19 protein-coding genes and 1 tRNA gene are annotated in these 19,212 nt (G+C 60.3%); 8 read left to right on the top strand and 12 right to left on the bottom strand.

Annotated elements, in window-relative coordinates; genetic code table 11:
* Positions 1–70 precede the first annotated feature (70 nt).
* The 3 genes from RTCIAT899_RS01570 (at position 71) to RTCIAT899_RS34370 (ending at position 1,993) form a co-directional block, all read left to right on the top strand.
* The gene (locus RTCIAT899_RS01570) at positions 71–1,492 is read left to right on the top strand and encodes a phosphomannomutase (RefSeq protein ID WP_184461883.1); all 1,422 of its coding nucleotides are present in this window, start codon (positions 71–73) and stop codon (positions 1,490–1,492) included.
* 92 nt (positions 1,493–1,584) lie between these two features.
* A tRNA-Leu gene (locus tag RTCIAT899_RS01565) sits at positions 1,585–1,671 on the top strand.
* Positions 1,672–1,864: 193 nt separating this feature from the next.
* Positions 1,865–1,993, top strand: coding sequence for a hypothetical protein (locus tag RTCIAT899_RS34370; RefSeq protein ID WP_015338462.1), 129 nt, complete (start codon positions 1,865–1,867; stop codon positions 1,991–1,993).
* 56 nt (positions 1,994–2,049) lie between these two features.
* Here the strand turns inward: RTCIAT899_RS34370 and RTCIAT899_RS01560 are convergent, their stop codons facing one another.
* Positions 2,050–2,316: a DUF982 domain-containing protein gene (locus tag RTCIAT899_RS01560; protein WP_015338461.1), complete on the bottom strand. Its 267-nt coding sequence runs from the start codon at positions 2,314–2,316 to the stop codon at positions 2,050–2,052.
* A gap of 28 nt (positions 2,317–2,344) precedes the next feature.
* Positions 2,345–2,542 carry a hypothetical protein gene (locus RTCIAT899_RS01555; RefSeq protein WP_015338460.1) on the bottom strand — a complete coding sequence of 66 codons (198 nt, stop codon included), beginning with the start codon at positions 2,540–2,542 and terminating at the stop codon, positions 2,345–2,347.
* A 129-nt stretch (positions 2,543–2,671) separates the two neighbouring features.
* Here RTCIAT899_RS01555 and RTCIAT899_RS01550 point away from each other — a divergent pair, with 129 nt between their 5' ends.
* On the top strand, positions 2,672–2,854 hold the full coding sequence (locus tag RTCIAT899_RS01550) for a hypothetical protein (RefSeq protein ID WP_015338459.1): 183 nt from the start codon (positions 2,672–2,674) through the stop codon (positions 2,852–2,854).
* 180 nt (positions 2,855–3,034) lie between these two features.
* On the opposite strand, the gene RTCIAT899_RS01545 is transcribed toward RTCIAT899_RS01550, so the two are convergent.
* The 3 genes from RTCIAT899_RS01545 to RTCIAT899_RS01535 are packed head-to-tail and all read right to left on the bottom strand — an operon-like array spanning position 3,035 to position 6,647.
* Complete coding sequence (locus RTCIAT899_RS01545) at positions 3,035–4,954, bottom strand: beta-N-acetylhexosaminidase (RefSeq protein ID WP_015338458.1); 1,920 nt, start codon at positions 4,952–4,954, stop codon at positions 3,035–3,037.
* A 24-nt stretch (positions 4,955–4,978) separates the two neighbouring features.
* The gene (locus RTCIAT899_RS01540; RefSeq protein ID WP_015338457.1) at positions 4,979–5,755 is read right to left on the bottom strand and encodes an SDR family oxidoreductase; all 777 of its coding nucleotides are present in this window, start codon (positions 5,753–5,755) and stop codon (positions 4,979–4,981) included.
* A 28-nt stretch (positions 5,756–5,783) separates the two neighbouring features.
* A complete protein-coding gene (locus RTCIAT899_RS01535; RefSeq protein WP_015338456.1) occupies positions 5,784–6,647 on the bottom strand; it encodes a MurR/RpiR family transcriptional regulator in 864 nt (287 codons plus the stop codon).
* A gap of 274 nt (positions 6,648–6,921) precedes the next feature.
* Here RTCIAT899_RS01535 and RTCIAT899_RS01530 point away from each other — a divergent pair, with 274 nt between their 5' ends.
* From RTCIAT899_RS01530 to RTCIAT899_RS01520, 3 genes are read left to right on the top strand one after another with little or no spacing between them, the layout of a single operon-like run.
* Complete coding sequence (locus RTCIAT899_RS01530; RefSeq protein WP_041677775.1) at positions 6,922–7,407, top strand: hypothetical protein; 486 nt, start codon at positions 6,922–6,924, stop codon at positions 7,405–7,407.
* Between the two features lie 11 nt (positions 7,408–7,418).
* A complete protein-coding gene (locus tag RTCIAT899_RS01525) occupies positions 7,419–8,894 on the top strand; it encodes a M81 family metallopeptidase (RefSeq protein WP_015338454.1) in 1,476 nt (491 codons plus the stop codon).
* A 1-nt stretch (position 8,895) separates the two neighbouring features.
* Positions 8,896–10,011 carry a D-TA family PLP-dependent enzyme gene (locus tag RTCIAT899_RS01520; RefSeq protein WP_015338453.1) on the top strand — a complete coding sequence of 372 codons (1,116 nt, stop codon included), beginning with the start codon at positions 8,896–8,898 and terminating at the stop codon, positions 10,009–10,011.
* A gap of 42 nt (positions 10,012–10,053) precedes the next feature.
* Here RTCIAT899_RS01520 and RTCIAT899_RS01515 read toward each other — a convergent pair whose 3' ends face one another.
* The 6 genes from RTCIAT899_RS01515 to RTCIAT899_RS01490 all read right to left on the bottom strand — a co-directional run bounded on the left by RTCIAT899_RS01515 (position 10,054) and on the right by RTCIAT899_RS01490 (position 15,990).
* Entirely contained in the window at positions 10,054–11,187 is a 1,134-nt protein-coding gene (locus RTCIAT899_RS01515) for an ABC transporter ATP-binding protein (RefSeq protein WP_015338452.1), read from the bottom strand.
* Positions 11,188–11,271: 84 nt separating this feature from the next.
* Complete coding sequence (locus RTCIAT899_RS01510; protein ID WP_015338451.1) at positions 11,272–12,501, bottom strand: extracellular solute-binding protein; 1,230 nt, start codon at positions 12,499–12,501, stop codon at positions 11,272–11,274.
* Positions 12,502–12,538: 37 nt separating this feature from the next.
* Entirely contained in the window at positions 12,539–13,396 is an 858-nt protein-coding gene (locus RTCIAT899_RS01505; RefSeq protein WP_041677164.1) for a carbohydrate ABC transporter permease, read from the bottom strand.
* Positions 13,393–14,280 carry a carbohydrate ABC transporter permease gene (locus RTCIAT899_RS01500; RefSeq protein ID WP_015338449.1) on the bottom strand — a complete coding sequence of 296 codons (888 nt, stop codon included), beginning with the start codon at positions 14,278–14,280 and terminating at the stop codon, positions 13,393–13,395. The genes RTCIAT899_RS01505 and RTCIAT899_RS01500 overlap by 4 nt, the downstream gene beginning before the upstream one ends.
* Before the next feature lie 13 nt (positions 14,281–14,293).
* On the bottom strand, positions 14,294–15,451 hold the full coding sequence (locus tag RTCIAT899_RS01495; protein ID WP_015338448.1) for a Gfo/Idh/MocA family protein: 1,158 nt from the start codon (positions 15,449–15,451) through the stop codon (positions 14,294–14,296).
* Positions 15,452–15,657: 206 nt separating this feature from the next.
* The gene (locus tag RTCIAT899_RS01490) at positions 15,658–15,990 is read right to left on the bottom strand and encodes a hypothetical protein (RefSeq protein ID WP_015338447.1); all 333 of its coding nucleotides are present in this window, start codon (positions 15,988–15,990) and stop codon (positions 15,658–15,660) included.
* A gap of 260 nt (positions 15,991–16,250) precedes the next feature.
* Here RTCIAT899_RS01490 and RTCIAT899_RS01485 point away from each other — a divergent pair, with 260 nt between their 5' ends.
* The gene (locus RTCIAT899_RS01485; RefSeq protein ID WP_015338446.1) at positions 16,251–17,099 is read left to right on the top strand and encodes a glycosyltransferase family 25 protein; all 849 of its coding nucleotides are present in this window, start codon (positions 16,251–16,253) and stop codon (positions 17,097–17,099) included.
* A gap of 87 nt (positions 17,100–17,186) precedes the next feature.
* On the opposite strand, the gene RTCIAT899_RS01480 is transcribed toward RTCIAT899_RS01485, so the two are convergent.
* Complete coding sequence (locus tag RTCIAT899_RS01480) at positions 17,187–19,169, bottom strand: polysaccharide biosynthesis protein (RefSeq protein ID WP_015338445.1); 1,983 nt, start codon at positions 19,167–19,169, stop codon at positions 17,187–17,189.
* Positions 19,170–19,212 lie beyond the last annotated feature (43 nt).

The raw sequence follows: 19,212 nt of genomic DNA, 5'->3' as shown, positions 1-19,212 counted from the left end.
ATGAGTTGATCGCTGTCGCCGCTTGCGCCATAACAACGCAATCATTGCTAGGAGATTGCCAGTGAGCAGCTTGAAATTCGGCACCAGCGGCCTTCGCGGCCTATCCGCAGACCTCACGGGACGGGCATCGGCGCTCTATGCGACGGCCTTTGCCCGCCATCTTCTGAAGAGCGGTCATGCCAAGCCGGGCGATCTCATCCTCGTGGGCCGCGATTTCCGCGAATCGAGCCCGGCGATCTCCGCCACCTGCATCGGCGCGCTGAAGCGGGCCGGCCTGACGCCGATCGACTGCGGCACATTGCCGACGCCGGCTCTGGCACTTTACGGGCTGAAGCTGAAGGCGGCCTCGCTGATGATCACCGGCTCGCATATCCCCGCCGACCGCAACGGCATCAAATTCTACCGGCCGGACGGCGAGATCGACAAGCGCGACGAGGTGGCTATCAGCGAGGAAGCGCTTGCGATCGGCGATTCCATTCTCGACGAAACCCCCGCCGAGGCGGAAAACCGCACGGCCGAGACGGAGGCGCTGTTCCTGGAGCGCAACAAGGGCCTGCTGCCATCAGGCAGTCTCGCCGGGCTTACGGTCGGCGTCTATCAGCACAGCACAGTGGCGCGTGATCTCTTTGGTGACGTCCTGACGCATTACGGCGCCCGCGTCGTGCCGCTCGGCCGCTCCGAGAGCTTCATTCCGGTGGATACGGAAGCGGTTTCGGCCGAAACCATCCGCCTGATGAAAGCCTGGGCGCCGGAACACGGGCTCGACGCGATCGTTTCCGCCGATGGCGACGGCGACCGGCCGCTGGTGGCGGATGAAACCGGCGAGCCGCTGCGCGGCGATCTGCTCGGCCTCATCGCCGCAAATTTCCTCGGTGCACAAGTGGTCGTTACGCCTGTTACCTCCAATTCGGGCATTGAGGCCGCCGGCTCCTATGCCGTCACCCGCACCCGCGTCGGTTCCCCTTATGTGATCGCCGGCATGGACGAGGCCATTGCGGCGGGCAAGGCCAATGTCATGGGCTTCGAGGCCAATGGCGGCACGCTGACATCAAGCCGCTTCACCGTCGAGGGAAAACCCTTCGAGCCGCTGCCGACACGCGACAGCTTCCTTCCGATTCTCGCGACCCTTTATGCCGCCGCCAAGGCACGCAAGCCGCTTTCGGCCGTTGCCGGCAGCTACCGCCTGCCCTTTGCCGCCGCCGACCGTCTGGAGAACTTCCCCGTGGAAACCAGCGCCGCGCTGATGGCCTATCTGCGCGCCTCCGATGCCAATCTTGCGGATTTCCTGAAGCCCATCGCGACGGTCGCTTCCAAGAGCGATATCGACGGCCTGCGGGTGACACTTGTGGATAACCGAATCATCCATTTCCGCCCCTCCGGCAATGCGCCTGAAATGCGCTGCTATGTGGAAGCATCGAGTGAAAACGAGGCAAAGGCCCTGCTGGAACAGGGACTTGGCCTGATCAGCGCATGGGCCGCAGCCCGGGTTTGACCCGGGCTTCAACCGCTTTTTTCGCGATTGACACTAAAACTTCAAAAACCCTGTTGACACCGGACGGCCACCCCCTTACATGCGTGTCCGTCGCCCAGATGGCGGAATTGGTAGACGCGCCAGCTTCAGGTGCTGGTACCCGAAAGGGTGTGGAGGTTCGAGTCCTCTTCTGGGCACCATTCCATTTTGAGAAACGCGGATTTCTCAAAGATTTCAAGACATAGTAGATGCTTACAATACGCATTCCGGTTCGCCGGAAGCGCGTTCGCCTCTGGTCTTGAAACATGTGGCAGCCCGCTCTGGGGCCGTCTTTAAATCATTGACTACCGAAGAATAGATCGACCTAATAGAGCAAACCTCGAGGGATTTTCGATGGATCACAAGAGCGACTGGTACGATCTGATCGTCGGCAATGGCAACGTCAATGAAGGGCTCGGGAGGATAATAGGTTTCATCCTCGCCGTGATCGTGATTCTCAGCCTGATCTTTTGGATGATCTGAGCGCTCCCGCTTTGGGTGGCCTGGCCGCGTCGTTACGCCCTGCAATGCATATCGATCTAGTGAAGGCTTCCAAGATCTGGCCTGACGCTAAGCCCCGCCTCTTGCGCCGCCTCCAGAAATGCCTTCCGCGATTCCTCGGCGGTGGCCATTCCAAGCACGGCGTCGAGGCATACGAGCACAGCCTCATCCACAACAGGTCCGCTGACAACAGGCCATTCCTCGCTCATGCAGTTTGCCGCATCGAGCGCGTTGGTTATGATCGCATAATGCCCGGCGCCGCCGAGATCGACTATGACGGGATTGTTCCAATCGCCATATTCCATTGTCACGCCCCCTCAATGTTGAACGCGATCAATGCTGCAACCGGAAACCATCCGGTGCCGTCCCATGCAGCCGCTGTCCTACAATAGCCCATGAAATCAACTCCTCGCTGACGCCATGAGGCGATAACGGCAGCGACGGCGAGATGTTCCAGCCGCGGATCTGCCGCCAATTTTTCTTGAGCCTCATCGGATCCGGCCCGCTTACCGAAAGCTTCTTGCCATGCATTGGCGCCGATCACTCCTCCTGCGCTTCGCGCTGTGCGCAAACCTCCATCCCACTACGGCGCTAGCTTCCCCGCTTCCAACTGGTTAACTTTTGAAGCAGGGAGGTGAGACGAATAAGGGGAACAACAAAATGGACCACATCTACAATCTGCTCTGGCTTGCTTTCAGCGTCGCTCTTCTCTTCGCCGCATTGAACCGGCGGCTGGCCGGAGATTTCGTCACCATGTGGTATCTGCTCGTCATCACAGCTGTGACCGTGATGGCCTGGGCAGGCTTCTTCCCGACCGATATGGCGAACCTGCGGGCCGGCTGATCCGCGGGCTGCAATCGCATGCCGACCCCTCGCAGCACCACCTCAATGCGTCCCGCACGCGAAAAAACCGCCGAAAATCTCTTTCGGCGGCTTGGAGCGTGATCGAAGGACGGAGCCGCGCGTCGCGATCTTTCAGATCCGCTTCCCGCGCTTTAGGTCTTTCATTTTGCGCGACATACCCTAGAGCTTCGGGCTCAGCGGCACGATGGCGGCAAAGCGCAACCAATCCTTCTGTGCCTTGGGCGTCCAGGCTGCCTCGGCAATACCAGGCAGGCGCGGGAAGACGAGGCGGTTGAAATAGTCGCGGGAGATGAAATTCTCCTGCCAGATGCAGGCCTGGACGCCTTTCATCAGATGCTTCAGCTCATCCGGGAAATCGCCCTCGGCCTCGTAAGCATATGTATGGGCCGGCGGCACCGTGCCTGCCCAGCTCGCGCCGGGTTCCTGCCAGGCATCGGCCTGCACCATGTCGAGATAATAGGCTTGCCCGGGGGTCATCACCACTTCATAGCCTTCGCGCGCAAGCTCGATGCCGACCTCGGGCTTTTCCCAGGCCATGAGCAAAGTGCCTTCCGGATCGACGCCGCCGCCATGGGCGACCTCGTTCCAGCCGGCAAGCTTGCGGCCGCGGGCGGTGAGCATGGCCTTGATGCGCTTGAGGAAATAGGACTGCAGCGCGAATGTCCCCGATATGCCTTCCCGCTCCATCAGCTTGCGTGCAAGCGGTGAAGCGAGCCAGGAACCATTGGCGACCTCGTCGCCGCCGATATGGATATATTCGGACGGAAAGAGCTCGACCATTTCGTCGAAGACCTTGGCGAGAAACTCGTAGGTGAGCTCGATAGCGGGGTTCAGCGCATTGTTCGGGAAGCCCTGAACGGAGTGATAGCTATCGGGAGCCTCCTGCCCGTCCGTCAGGCCAGGCAGGGCAACGAGGGTGGCAGTGCTGTGGCCGGGAATGTCGATTTCCGGGATAACCTCGATGCCGAGCGCCGTGGCGTGGGCGACGATCTCTCGTACATCATCCTGCGAATAGAAACCGCCAACCGGCTCGGCAGCATTGCCGAGCTGCGGCAGCAGCGGCTCGTCCGGCCCGCGCAGCACGCCCGTGGTGGTCAGCTGCGGATAGGCGCGGATCTCCAGCCGCCAGGCCTCGTCGTCGGTCAGATGCCAGTGGAAGATATTGAGCTTCAGCCAGGCAAGAATGTCGAGCAGCCGCAGGACGTCGTCCTTTGGCGTAAACTGCCGGGAGACGTCGAGGTGGCAGCCACGCCAGCCATAGCGCGGCCGGTCGGCGATCTGGCCCGATACCGGGAAGCGGAACTTGCCGGGCTCGCGCCGTGCGCCATCGAGAAGCTGTGCCAGCGTCGTCAGACCGTAGAGGCGGCCCGCCTCGGCAGAGAAGGAAAGTACGACTTCATCGCCGGAGAAGGAAAGCTCATAGGCTTCCCGGGCCAGTGCCGGCCGCTCGACGAAACGCAGCGCCCTACCCTGCGGCGCGGCGATGAGGCTGAAGGGGATGTGATTGGACGGAAAGAGGCGGCGGAAGAGCGCCTGCGCCGCAGCCAGCGCCTTGACGCTTGCGGCATCGGTACCTTCGGCCGGATAGAGCGCAACCGGAAAGTCTTCGCCCGGCTTGACGTCGATCTCCGCCGGCCACGGCTGGATCGCGTAGGGAAGCTCAAGCCTGCCTTCCGGCAGCAGGACCGGCGGCGGCTCGCTGACGCGATCGGCGAGCAACAGATCCGAGGTGAAGACCGTGACATGCGCGCCGTCTTCGAGCGTCACATAGGCGGATTTGGCGCCGTCGGTGCAATGGCGGGCTATGCGGTGAAGTGCCGAGACGGTGAACGTCCAGCTTCCTCCGGGTGCGATGGAGAGGCCGGCCGGCGGCGCAAATTCATGAAAATTCGCATTGCGGCGGACGAAGACGGCGTTGTCGCAGGTTTGGGGATCAACGAGGCGCGTCAGGGTCGTATAGGCGAGACGGAAATTCTGAAGAGGCGCATCCGAGAAATTGAAGAGGGTCAGTGTCAATCGACCATGCTTCCCGCCTTCGGGCGACCAGGTGTTTTCGAGATGATAGGAGGACGGCTGCATGATGTTCCCCTTTGCCGGCGTGCGTCAGTAATGTTCGGATTGCGAGAAGGTGTGGGCGAGCTCCGCCTGCCCCGCCGTCAGGCCGCAATCAACAGGCAGGCAGACGCCTGTAATCGCCGCGGCGAGCGGGCTTGCGAGAAAGGAGACGGCATTGGCGACATCGACGGGATCGACGACGCGCTGCAACGCATACCAGCGCTTCGCCTCTTCAAAGACATTCGGATTAGCTGCAGCGCGAACTTCCCAAGCCTGGGTGCGCACGGTGCCGGGCGCGACCGCATTCGAGCGGATGCCGAACTTGCCGTATTCGACGGCAACCAGCCGGGTGAAATGCAGGAGCCCGGCCTTGGCGGCGCTATAGGCCGGATGGCCGAAGACGGCCATGCCGTTGACGGAGGCTATATTGATGACCGACCCCTTCGACGCCTTCAGCATGTCCTCGACGGCGCGGAAGCAGAGGAAAGCCGCCTCTAGATTAAGGGCATTGTCGGCGCGCCATATGGCAGGCGTCGTATCGTGAAGGCTGACGGCGCGGGCAGCACCGGCATTGTTGACGAGCGTCTTCACCCCACCCAGATCCGATGCCGCCTTCGCCATGGCAGCGACATCGGCATCCTTGGTGATATCCGCTTTGAACATGACGAAACGGTCCGCCGGTCCAAGTTCTCCCGCCGTCTTCTGCATGGCGGCCTCGTCGATATCGACGAGCAGGATGATATCGTGGTCATCCGCCAGGCGCTTTGCGATGGCCCGGCCGATATCGCCGGCAGCCCCTGTGACGATGGCAACGGATTTGCTCATATGCTTCCCTCTGATCACCTCTTGAATGTTAGTCTCCCAGCAGCTGGCGATCGTCACCATCGCGGTGAGCGACGAGCTGCTGCTTGATGCGGCGCAGCGTCACCGTAGCCTGCGGCTGGATGCGATAGGCGACAAGGCTGGCGAGAATGTCCACCACGGCGAGATAGGCGATGCGGGTCGATGTCGGCCGATAGATATTGTCACCTTCCGGGAGGTCGACGGGCAATGTGATTTCCGCGGCCTGGGCGACCGGACTGTTGCTCTGCGTCAGCGCTATGGTCGGAATCTTGGCTTCGCGCGCCAGCGTGAAGGCGCGCACCAGCTCGGCGTTACGGCCTGAGAAAGACGAGCCGATCAACACGTCCGTCGGCTTGGCGGCCGCCGCCATCATCAGCTGCATGCTGTGATCGGAGCTCGCGGTAATACGAAGGCCGAGCCGAAACAGGCGGTTCTGCAGCTCAGTCGCGATCATCGAGGAATTGCCGCCGGAACCGAAGGCATAGATCATCTCGGCGCCGGCAAGCCGGTTTGCCGCCCGTTCGATCGCCGCGACGTCCAGACCGCGATGCAGCAGGAAGAGTGCGTTCTGCGCCTTGGTAATAATGTCCTGTGCGACGTCGGCTGGAGCAATGCTCTTCGGCTCGGGCTTCAGATAGCGCATGCCGACATAGGCGGTGCGCGCGAGCTGCACCTTAAAATCGGAAAAGCTCTCGCAGCCCAGACGCCGGCAGAAGCGCGTCACGGTCGGCGGCGAGACATCGGCCTTGCCCGCCAGCTCGATAATGGAAGCATTGACGGCGAATTCGAAATCATTGAGGACGATATCGGCGATGCGGATTTCCGATTGTGAAAGCCGGCCCCTCTCGTCCTGCATGGTCGTGAAGATATCCATCAGCCCCCCTTTGTCGCTGGTTCACCCACGTTTGACACGTAGTCGGCGACACGATCCATCTCAATTTTCCCGATCCCGCCGGCGCCTGTGGACTGGCGTGGGCACAGATGCGGCTTGTCATTCGTTCCCATTTCGCTGGAACCGTGACATTTGATGGCCAGCATGCGGTTCCTGCAAATTATTTTCTTGATACGTTGACAAATGACCATAGAAAGCAGAATTTGACCAGTGAAAATCGCAAATTATGAAAAGAATTTAAATGACGGCGGATACTATGCGTGATCCCTTCAAGAACCCTTTCCCTGCCAGCGATACCGCCAGGCATTCGATCTGGGAGATGCTCGTTCCGCGTGACATCGATGCTTTTCTTGCCGCCGACTGGTCGAAGGTCGCGGGTGATTTCGTCGAGGAAGGCTTCATCGGCATCGACGGAAAGCGCGAGGTCAGCCCTGATAAATGGCGCCTCGCCTTCCCAACGTTGTCGGCTTATCGTGACGAGTGGCTGCGCCAGGCACGCGACTTCGCCACACAATCCTTCGCCGAAGATCCGCGCACGGCCATTTTCACCACCACGACGCTCGAAGACATCGAAATCGAAGGCGATATGGCGCTGGTGCGCAAGAAATTCGACGGCAGCCTGAAGAAGTCGGACGGCGGCATCGACGTTCTGAAGTGGCAGACACTTTATTATTGCCGCCTGCATGAGGGACGCTGGAAGATCTGCGGCTTTACCGGTTACCTGCCGAATCCCATGGAATAGAGGCGACAGCGTTGCGCATTTTCACCGCGGCCCTTGCGACCGAGACGAATACCTTCTCCCCCATCTGCGTTGATCGGCGCGCTTTCGAAGCCTCTCTCTATGCGCCTCCCGGCATGCATCCGGAAACGCCGACGCTGTGTACGGCGCCGATCACCGTCGGTCGTCGCATCGCGGCGGAAAAGGGCTGGGAGGTGATCGAGGGCACCGCCACCTGGGCCGACCCGGCCGGGCTTGTCAATCGCCGTACCTATGAGGAACTGCGCGACGAAATTCTCGAGCAATTGCGCGCGGCCATGCCTGTCGATGCCGTCGTTCTCGGGCTGCATGGCGCCATGGTTGCGGACGGTTACGAGGATACGGAGGGTGATTTCCTGTCGCGCGTGCGCGAGATCGTCGGCCCGGATATCCTGGTGTGCGCCGAGCTCGATCCGCACAGCCATCTGACGGTGAAGCGTCGCGCAGCCGCTGATTTCTTCGTCTATTTCAAGGAATTCCCGCATACGGATTTCGTCGACCGCGCCGAGGACCTCTGGCGGATCGCTGTCGATACGCTGGAAGGCCGGGTCAAGCCTGTCATGTCCGTCTTCGACTGCCGCATGATCGATGTGTTTCCGACCTCGCGCGACCCCATGCGCTCTTTCGTCGACAAGATCATGGCGATGGAAAAGAGCGACGCGGACATTCTATCCATCTCCGTCATTCACGGCTTCATGGCGGGCGACGTGCCCGAAATGGGTACGAAGCTGCTCGTCGTCACCGATAACAAGCCGGGTAAGGGCTCTGCAATCGCCCGCGATCTCGGCCTGGAGCTCTTTTCGAAGCGCGGCACCTTCATCATGCCGCAGATCGATGAGAAGCAGGCGGTGAGCGAGGCGATGGCTGCGGCCTCGGGTCCCGTCGTCATCGCCGATCTCTGGGACAATCCCGGCGGCGGCACGGCAGGCGACGCGACGGTCATCCTGCAGGAACTGCTCGACTGCGGCGCTACCGACACGGCAATCGGCACGATCTGGGACCCGATGGCCGTTCAGATCTGCATGGCGGCCGGCGAAGGCGCGGAAATCCCGCTGCGTTTCGGTGCGAAATCGGCGCCGGGCACAGGCAATCCGATCGACGGCCTCGTCAAGATCATCCGCCTTGTTCCGAATGCCGAAATGCGTTTCGGCGAGAGCTTCGCTCCTTTTGGCGATGCCGCGCATATTCAGCTCGACGGTATCGACATCATCCTGAACTCGACGCGCGCGCAGAGCTTCGATCCGAGCCTGTTTTCCGCCATGGGCATCGATCCCGGAACGAAGAAGATCCTGGTCATCAAATCGACCAATCACTTCTACGCATCCTTCTCCAAGATCGCATCGCAGATCCTTTACTGTTCCGCGGGAACGCCTTATCCCAACAATCCGGCGCGCACGCCTTACCGCCGTGCGCGAAAGGATATCTGGCCGATGGTGGCGGACCCCTTTGCAGAAGAACGGAAAGACGCCTGACATGGCTTCCAGTATCGCTCACGACATCGCCTTGGAAATCAGCCCCAAGCCAGGCGACCGGATCGAAGAACTCTCGACCCCTCGCCCGATCATCGACGAAGACCGGCTGGCAGCGAACATTGCCCGCGTGCAGTCCTATATGGATGCGCATGGACTGAATTTCCGCCCGCATATCAAGACGCACAAGATCCCTGCACTGGCGCATGCCCAGGTCGCCGCCGGCGCAAAGGGCATCAACTGCCAGAAGATCACCGAGGCGGAAGTCTTCGCCAAGGCAGGTTTCGAGGATATCCTGATCACCTTCAATATTCTCGGGGCTGAGAAGCTTGCGCGGCTTTCGGCTTTGAACGACCGCATTGCCGGCCTCAAGGTCGTGGCGGACAGCATGGTGACAGTGGATGGCCTCTCCGACTGGTTCGCCGCCCGCAAACCGCTGACCGTGCTGGTGGAATGCGATACCGGCGGCGCGCGCTGCGGCGTGCAATCGCCCGCGCAGGCGGCCGCTCTCGGCAAGCATATAGCCGGCAAGCCCGGTCTGGTCTTCGGCGGCTTGATGAACTATCCGAAGCCGAACGACGCCGCCGCGACACAGGCTTTCCTCGTTGAAGCGGTAGCGCTGCTGAAGAATGATGGCATCGAATGCCCGATCGTCAGCAATGGCGGCACGCCGAGCCTTTTCGAGGCGCATCTCGTCACGGCCGCCACCGAGCATCGCGCCGGGACCTATATCTATAATGACCGCTCCATGGTGCGTGCAGGCCATTGCCGGGAAGAGGATTGCGCCATGCACATCCTCGCCACTGTCGTTTCTCGCCCGACTGAAGACCGAGCCGTCATCGATGCCGGCTCCAAGGCTCTGACCTCAGACCTTCTCGGTTTTGCCGATTATGGCCAGGTGGTTGGCTATCCCGATGCCGTCATCAAGGGGTTATCGGAAGAGCACGGCGTCATCGACCTGTCGAACTGCATCGGCCCTCGTCCTGAGATCGGCGACAAGATCCGCATCATCCCGAATCATACCTGCGTCGTTTCCAATCTCTTCGACCAGATGGTGTTCCATCGCGATGGCGTGGTAACGCGCGTCGAAGATGTGGCCGCTCGCGGTTTGGTCTGGTAGGGCGATCCGCCATCCGCCGATTGCTTCCGAGGCCACCTCCCGTCAGGAGGCAGCCCGGTTCAGCAGGTCCATGTCGATTTCGGCCAGTTCCACTCGCCGCTCGAAGGCCTGGCCATTCTCGTCAAACAGGTGGCAGTCGCCGAGGCGGATGCCGGTCTTGAGCGGGGCATCCATGCGGATAGCCGCACTGCCCTCCAACGTCGCACAGAAATTCTCATCAATGCCATCGGCCGTGGCATAGGCGACCGTTTGAGCGCCGAGCCGCTCCACGACCGTCGGTACGATGGTCAGGGTCAGATCGCCGTCTCCGAGTTGGACATGCTCCGGGCGAACGCCGAGCGTCAGCGGCTTGCCGGCAAAGCCGGCGCGCGGCGTCACCGGCAGCACGGCCCTCTGGCCCTTGTAGTCCACCTCCACGCCCGCATCGCTGACGCCAGTGCAGATGACGGGCAGGAAGTTCATCTTCGGATTGCCGATGAAGCGGGCAACGAAGGTATTGGCCGGCTTATGATAGAGCTCCAGCGGCGCACCGACCTGCGATATCTCCCCGGCGTTCAAGACGACGATCCGGTCGGCCATGGTCATGGCCTCGACCTGATCATGCGTCACATAGATCATGGTTGCCTGTAGCTGGCGGTGCAGTTTCGCAAGCTCGATGCGCATATCGGCACGCAGCGCTGCGTCGAGGTTCGACAGCGGCTCGTCAAAAAGGAAGATCTTCGGCTCGCGCACGATGGCGCGGCCGATGGCGACACGCTGGCGCTGGCCGCCGGACAACTGGCCCGGCTTTTCCTGCAGGCGTTTATCGAGGTGCAGGATGCGGGCAGCATTCTCGACCTTGGCCTTGAGCTTGTCCTCCGCCATCTTCTCCACCCGCAATGGGAAAGCGATGTTCTCGAACACCGACATATGCGGATAAAGCGCATAGGACTGGAAGACCATGGCGATGCCGCGCTTGACGGGCGGCAGATCATTGACGCGGGCGCCATCGATCCTGATGTCGCCGCTGGTCACATCGTCGAGACCAGCAATCATGCGCAGCAAGGTCGACTTGCCGCAGCCGGACGGACCGACGAAGACGATGAACTCACCGTCATTGACGTCGAGCTCCACGCCCTTGATGACCTCGAAATGACCATAAGATTTTTTGACCTGATTAAGGTGCAGCTTTCCCAAACTCTGTCTCCGCGCGGCGCCGCCATCTGGCGGGCAGGGCTCCAAAGGCCGCGCGCGATGCGCGCGGCCCGGTGACTTGCAGACTTATTTATACTGCTCGAGATCGGCAGCCGCCTTCTTCAGCGCATCTGCCGGCTGGGCCTGGCCCGTCACGACCGACTGGACCATGGCGATCATGACGTTCTGGAAGCCCTTATAGTCCTTGAACAGCGGCTCCGGACCACCATAGGCGATGCCGTCGATAAACGGCTTCCAGGAAGGATCCTTCTTGACGAACTCGTCAACCATCGGAGACGGGCGCAGCGGCGTAAGACCGGCACCGCCCTGGAGTTCGTACTCGCCCTGCGGGCCGGGAGAGGTGATGAATTTGGCAAATTCGATCGCCTTGTCCTCAACGCCAGACCCCTTGAAGACGGCAAGGCTGTCGGTGATGAGGAGCGTGCCCTGGCCCTTGGCCGACGGACCGAGCGGCAGCGGTGCCACACCCCAGTTGATTTTCGTTTCCTTGAGGCGGTAGGCGGCGCCGGAACCGGCCTGGAGCATGCCGACCTTGCCATCGAGGAAGATGGCGCGCATTTCGTTCTGCTCGTAGGCCGTCGGTCCTTCGACCGAATAAGGCGTGATGTCCTTGTAGGCCTGGAGAGCTGCCAGAACTTCGGGGCTGTCGAGGGTGATCTTGTCGCCGTCGATCACCTTGCCGTTGTTGGTGTAAACCCAGTGCAGGAACTGGTGCATGGTGTTGTCGAAGGTCTTGGCCGAGAGGCCGTATCCGGGAATGCCCGTCTTTTCCTTGATCGTCTTGGCGTCGGCGATTTCCTCGGCCCAGGTGGTCGGCGGCTTTTCCGGATCGAGACCGGCCTTCTTGAAGAGGTCCTTGTTCCAATAGAGCGCCTTGGTCGAGAAAGCGATCGGCGTGCCCCACTGCTGTCCATCGATGGTGACCGTATTCACGATCCCCGGATAATAGGCCTTCTTCTCGTCGTCCGTCATCGGGATCGGCACGATCAGATCGTTGTCAGCGAACTGCTTCAGCGTGCGCGAGCCGACATAGGCCATGCCGACCGGCGTGCCGGCAGCAGCCAGTGTTGTCGCCTTATCCTGGCACAATTCCCAGCCGACGAGCTCTGGCTTGACGACCCAGCCCGGATTCTTGTCTTCCCACTGCTTGATATACTTCACATGGATCGGATCGATGCTGTCGCCGCAATAGATCCAGCTGATTTCCTTGTCGGCCGCCTGGGCGTTTACGGCGCCAAGCGCGGTGGAGCCGAGCAAAGCAAAGGCGAGAAGCCCTGTCTTGAAATGGAATGTCACGTTTAAGCTCCCGTTCTCTCTGGTGGTTGATTTGATTTTATTGCTTCACCGCGCCGGCGGTCAGACCGCTGACGAGATACCGTTGCAGGAAGAAGATCACGACCAGAGCCGGCGCGATGCCGACGAAACTTGCGGCCATGAGTTCATTCCAGACGACCTCCTGCCGGCCGAAATAGGCAAAGAGCCCAACCGGCAGCGGCATGTATTCCGTCTTCGAATTGAAGGTAAGAGCATAGATGAACTGCTGCGCGTAGGCCTCGATGAACGAGGAAATCGCAACGACGACGATGCCGGGCATGGCGATCGGCAAGATGACGCGACGCAGTGTATAGAGCTGGCTTGCGCCATCCACATAGGCCGCCTCATCCAGCTCGCGTGGAATGCGGCGGATATAGGTGTGGAGCAGCCAGATTCCCGTTGGAATGATGAAGGCCACTCCCGGGACGATCATGGCGAAATAGGTGTTCAGCACACCGAAGGAACGCATAAGCCGGAACAGCGGGATGAGCAGCACGGCGCCGGAAAACATCTTGACCGCAAGGAACGCGCCCAGCAGCAGGCCTGATCCCTTGAATTCGAAACGGGCGAAGGCGTAGGCGGCCGGCACGACGAGGATCAGCACGATGATGGTGATCGATCCGGAAACCAGAAACGAGTTGAAGATATACCAGCCGAAACCCGGCACGCTCGTCCACATCGTCCGATAGGCCGTAAAAGAGCCGTTCTCGGGGATGAAGCGGTAAGGCGAAGAAAAGAGCTGGCTAAGCGGCTTCAGCGAAACCAGGAACCCTTCGATGAAGGGCGCCAGCACGAAAGCCAGAAAGAGCAGGATTCCGGCATAAATGCCGATAAGCTCATACCACTTGTAGCGATGGATCATCGAAGGGTGGCTCATCGCTGCTTGGCTCCCGTGGAAAAGCGGCTGGTCAGGCGGAAATAGGCAAGGCAGAAGAGCGACAGGAAGATGCAGATCAGCACCGCACGCGCAGCGCCCTCACCATATTTGTAGGAGCCGATCGCCGTTCGGTACGTGTCGATGATCATCGTGGTCGTCTCGCCGTTCGGACCGCCGCGAGTCAGGATCCAGATGATGTCGAAGGAATTGAAGGTCGAGATCAGCGAGAGCATCGACATGGTGACCAGAGACGGCACCAGCAGCGGCAGTGTGATGCGGCGGAAGCGATAGAAGCGGCCAGCGCCATCCGTCCAGGCCGCCTCATAGAGATCGTGCGGAATAGCCTGCATGGCCGCAAGCATATAGAGAGTGACCATCGGCACGCCGATCCAGACGTCGGTGACGATCGTCGCCCAGAAGGCTGTGCTGCCATAGGCAAGGAAAGCGACAGGACTGTCGACGATGCCGAAGCGCTGCAGCAGGCCGGAAATCATGCCGAACTGGCCATTATACATCCAGCCCCACATGAAGATGCCGATCGCCATAGGCACGATCCAGGGCGGCATGGTCAGCACGCGGAAGAGCGCGCGGCCCGGAACGGCCGAGTTCAGAAGCGCCGCCCCTAAAGTGCCGATGATCATCTTGATCGACACGGAGAAGAAGGTCCAGATGAAGGTGCGGACGATGACGCCTGCGAAAGTGTCGTTGAAGATCTTCGCGTAGTTCTCGAACCCAACCCAATTCGTCACCTTCTTCAACGACGCATCGGTGAAGGACAGGATTATCGTGTCGACCAGCGGATAGGCGACGATGACGGTGACATAAAGGAGAGCCGGAAAAAGCAGGAGCCAGGCGAAGATGACCGTGCTGCGTTGAACACCCATCCCGCGCCCCTCCCTAGGCGGCTCTTGAATGAAGCGCTTCGTCGAACTCGTCCCAAATCGGTCGGAGATCGACGACAGCTCTCTTCATGCGCGCCTCGTCCATCGAGAGCGCCAGAATGCCCGCCTCCAGCGCATTCTGGGTCGACACCGGCAGGTGCAGGCCCGTCTTGACGTGCGTGATGATATCGGCGGCCATCTGCTCGTCGGCGCCGTAATGCTGCGAAAGCGTGGTGGCCGCGTAAGTGTTTTCGATTACCTTTTTGCCGGTCAGCATCTCGTGGACATTGAAGTAACCGCGGATGAAATCACCTTCGGCCATGCCGCGCGAGCCCATGATGGCAAAGCGGCGGAACTGGTCCGGCACGTTCAGATTGGTGTGGAAGTTCATGCCGACGCCATTGGCATATTCGACGATCGCCACCTGGTAATCGATGATATCGCCGTCGCTGTCGAAGACCTTGTCCGATCCCATCCAGCCGCTCGGCTTGCGATGGAAGAGCTCAAGATCGTTGATACCTTCCCGCGCCGGGTCGTTTTCCGGAATGAAACTCTTGCGGCCGCCGAAGCTTGCGACCCGCTCCGGCCGCGCGCCGACCACACCATTGTAGAGATCGAGGTCGTGGCAGCATTTTTCCAGCATGAAGCTGCCGGAATAATGTTCGTAGCGGCGCCAGTCACGCATGAAAAAGGCGCCATGATAGGGCTCGATGTGCTCCGCCGCCTCGATCGAAACCACATGGCCGAGCTTTCCTTCGGCCTGGGCGGCGAGGAGATCACGGTACATCGGCGAATAACGCAGGACCAGGCCCACGTTCAGGCGCTCATGGCCGAATTTCGCCATCAGGCGGGCGAGCTCGATACTGTCCTTGATCGTCGTGACGATCGGCTTTTCGCAGAAGATCTTGAGGCCGGCTTCGAGGCCGACGCGAATGTGATCGAGATGCATGTGGTTCGGCGAGCCGATCATCAGGAGATCGATCTTCTCGTTGGCGATCAGCTCCTGAGGCGTCGCGTAGGCCTTCCCGGCCGATATGCCCCGTTCGGTCAAACCGGGCAGGCCTGCCGGCGCCGGATCGACATAGCCGGCAATCTCGAAGCTCTCATCGATCGCCTTGAAGACATAGCCCAGGTAGCCCAGGCGGAATCCCAGCCCAATGATTCCAACGCGCATGCTTTTGAGTTCCCATTACGTAATTTATTTTCGTAAGCTTGGGACAAATTTTCGCATTCGTCAACGACGTTCGCGCATTTTACGAGAAACATGAAATTTATTTTCAGAAAATGACAAAACTTGCGCGACATTGACGTGCAAGCCACGCTCGCTTTGATTGCGATGGCGCTCAACGCTGCTGCTTAAATCGGCAAAGTGCCTGCGACTTATCTGTCCGGGCCGTTATACTGCCAATATTGGTAATTCGGTTTTCTGGTGCTGCTGGAAATGACGCCATTCTGATCGCAAACGTAACCGAGACGCGGCAGGCCACGATAGAACGGTCCTTCGTGAAAATAATCCGCGTAGACGGTGGCAGTATGACATTGAAACTTCTCGTCATCAGCCATTTTGGGCGCAGTAACTCCGGGAAGGTCCTTGTAAGGATAGACGGGAGCGACATATGGCTTGGGGAGGAGCGGATTGTCGGCAAGGGCGACCGCCGGCATCAAGGCTGCAAAGGACAGGGCAGCAATGGCGATTTTCGATTTGACCCACATGAACTGCTACGCTCCTTTGCAGATGCGAGCGCAACGATCATACGCCGCATATAATAGATATAGTGGGGCCGCAGTCATGCGCCAACGGGTTCCCGGATCAAAATCGCGCATAAGCGGCCGTTTCCCTCCAACAGCAGCCGGCCATTCACGCTACGTTACACCAAAAAAAATGCTTTTATCCGCAAATACAACACAGGCGTGCGGCAGCCGTTTGCGACAAGTAATAAGCATGTTATATAGTACGGAAATTGTCATCTCAGTTGCAGTCGCCGCGATTTCTGTTTGCAGGAGTAACAGTCATTCTCGAACAGATTAATCGTGTTCCTCCCTGCCCTGATCCCGGCACCGCTGACGATATCGCTCAGCAGGTTTCCATCTATGTCATCAACCTCGATCGCTCGCGTGATCGCTGGGAGCGGCTCTGCAAGCAGGCTGTCGAATTCGATCTGCATCTCACCCGCATTCCCGCTGTCGACGGCCGCGTCATAGCTGACGCGGATCGCGTCGACTTCCACCCCCCTTCATTCATGTATCATAACGGCCGTAAGCTCCTACCGGGAGAATACGGATGCTATCGCAGCCATCTCATCGCCCTCGAGCAATTTGTCGCCAGCGGCGACAGGGTGGCGATCATCATCGAAGATGACGTCGAGCTCAACGAGAGGCTGATACCGCGCGCGATCGCGGCGATGGACGGCGCCAAAGGCGCCCGTCTCGTCAAACTCGTCAACCATCGCCTCGTCGGCTTCAAACCGATCCACAAAACCAGCGAGAATGACGTTGTCGGCCGCTGCATGCATGGTCCGCAGGGCTCAGCTGCCTGTTACATCGTCAACCGCAAGGCTGCCAAGAAGCTGCTGACGACGCTGAAGCCCATGCTTCTTCCCTATGATGTCGCCCTGGAACGCGGTTGGTCCACCGGCGTCGAGACATTCACGACCTTTGAAAATCTGGTCGACTTCAGCCCTCATCGCGCCGATACCACGATCGGCAAGCGCGTGCATTACCGCGCCGTAAAGCGGCACCCCCTGTTGCGGCTGACGGCACATTGGTTCCGCACCTGCGATCAGGTGCACCGCTGGTACTACGCCATCGCGATGAAACGGTAGCTGCGACGCGAAGCCGGACCGGCAAACCGCTGCGCACTTTTCCTGGAGTTGCTCCAGGAGGCGACGGAGTGGTGACAGGGCACGCGTCTATAGCTGCGCGACGTTATCAAGGTTCGGTTGGTCGACCGTCAGATCCGTCTCGCGCTCGCGATAGACCAGATCGACCACTTCGCTGCTCGGCGTATAGCCGGAAACGAGATTTTGCAGCATGGCTCTGGCCAGGGGAATGTCGTTTTCATCCAGCGCCGCCTCGAGTGCGGCAAGCCGCTTCGACAGCTCCGGCCAGGGGAGAAAGTCTTCCTTGGCCTGCATGATGCGCGGATGACTGGTCGGCTGCGGGTTGTCGCCGATCAACAGCTCTTCATAGAGCTTCTCGCCTGGTCGCAGGCCGGTGATTTCGAGCTCGATATCGCCGTCAGGCTCGTCTTGATCCCGTACGGTCAGACCGGACAGTTCCACCATGCGACGTGCGAGATCGGCAATGCGCACCGGTTCGCCCATGTCGAGCAGGAACACGTCGCCGCCGCCCGACATCGCGCCCGCCTGGATCACAAGCTGCGACGCCTCGGGAATGGTCATGAAATAACGGGTGATATCGGGATGCGTGAGCGTGATCGGCCCGCCGTCGCGGATCTGCTGACGAAAGAGGGGCACGACCGAACCGGAGGAGCCGAGCACGTTGCCGAAGCGCACCATGGCGAAATTGGTACTGTCGGTGCCGGGCTTGCGATCAGCGTCCATCGCCTGCAGCACCATTTCCGCCAGCCGCTTGCTCGCGCCCATGATGTTGGTCGGGCGTACGGCCTTGTCGGTGCTGATGAGGACGAAATTTTCGACACCATGATCGCGCGCAGCCTCGGCCGCTATCTGCGTTCCCTGCACATTGTTGCGGATGCCTTCGGCGGGATTGTATTCGACGAGCGGCACATGCTTGTAGGCGGCGGCATGATAGACGGTCTTCGGCCGCCAGGCCTGCATGATCTGCCTCATCCGCTGGCCATCCCGCACGGACGCCAGGAAGGGAATGATCCGTATATCGGCATAACCGGCGGAAGCGGCGGTCTTTTCCAGCTCACCATGGATGGCATAAAGGGCGAACTCGCTCTGCTCGATCAGCAGCAGGGCGGACGGGCCGTTCTTCAGGATCTGGCGGCAGAGTTCGCTGCCGATCGAGCCGCCGGCGCCGGTGACCATGACGACCTTGCCGCGAATGTTCTTCTCGATCAGACCGCGGTCGGGAGCGATCACGTTGCGGCCGAGCAGGTCTTCGATGTCAAGCTCGCGCAGATCCGAAACCGCGACCCGGCCCTGCGCAAGCGCCGTCAGATCGGGCATGGTCCGCACCGTGACGCGGGCCTTGCGCATATCTTCGAGGATTTCGTTGCGCCGCTGCCGCGTGGCGTTCGGCAGGGCGAGCAATACGCCCTTGATCTCGCCCGAAACCACGAGCGCCGGCAGATCGGCAGGATCGTAGATCGGCAGGCCGCCCATGATGCTGCCATGCAGATTGCGATCGTCGTCGAGATAACCGACGACGTTCAGTTCGGCGCTGTTGGCAAGGGCGCCTGTAAGCTGGCGCCCCGAAGCACCCGCGCCATAGACCAGCACCTTGCCAAGCTGATTGCGGTTGAGAAGGCGCTGATAGGCGTTACCGAGCCAGTAGCGCGTCCACATGCGCGACAGGCCGATCGCGATCAGCAATAGCAGCGGCTGCAAGATACCGACCGTGCGCGGCACGCCCGGCACGCTGATCGCGGTGAAAACCGTCATGAAAGCGAGCGCATAGATCGCTACCGCCTTGACGACCGTCACGAACGCCGAAAGACCGGCGTAGCGGAAGATCGCACGATAAAGGCCGAGAACGATGAAGATCGGAATGGCGAGCAGAAGGGAGACGATGGCCGGCAGCCACTCGACGCCTTCGAGAATGACCCAATCGTCGAGGCGGAGACAGTAAGCAAACCAGACCGTCAGCACGCACAGGCTGGCGTCGACCAGCAGCGCAAGCGCACGCTTGGTAGAGCGCGGCAAAGCCAGAAACGGCAGAACGAGTTTATCCGCGGGCACCATCGGTCAGTTTTCCCTGGCGCCAGTCATCGGAGCAGCGCACCGC

This window comes from Rhizobium tropici CIAT 899 (assembly GCF_000330885.1).
GTDB classification, from domain to species: Bacteria; Pseudomonadota; Alphaproteobacteria; order Rhizobiales; family Rhizobiaceae; genus Rhizobium; species Rhizobium tropici.
This window is presented reverse-complemented; position numbering and strand designations above follow the sequence as displayed.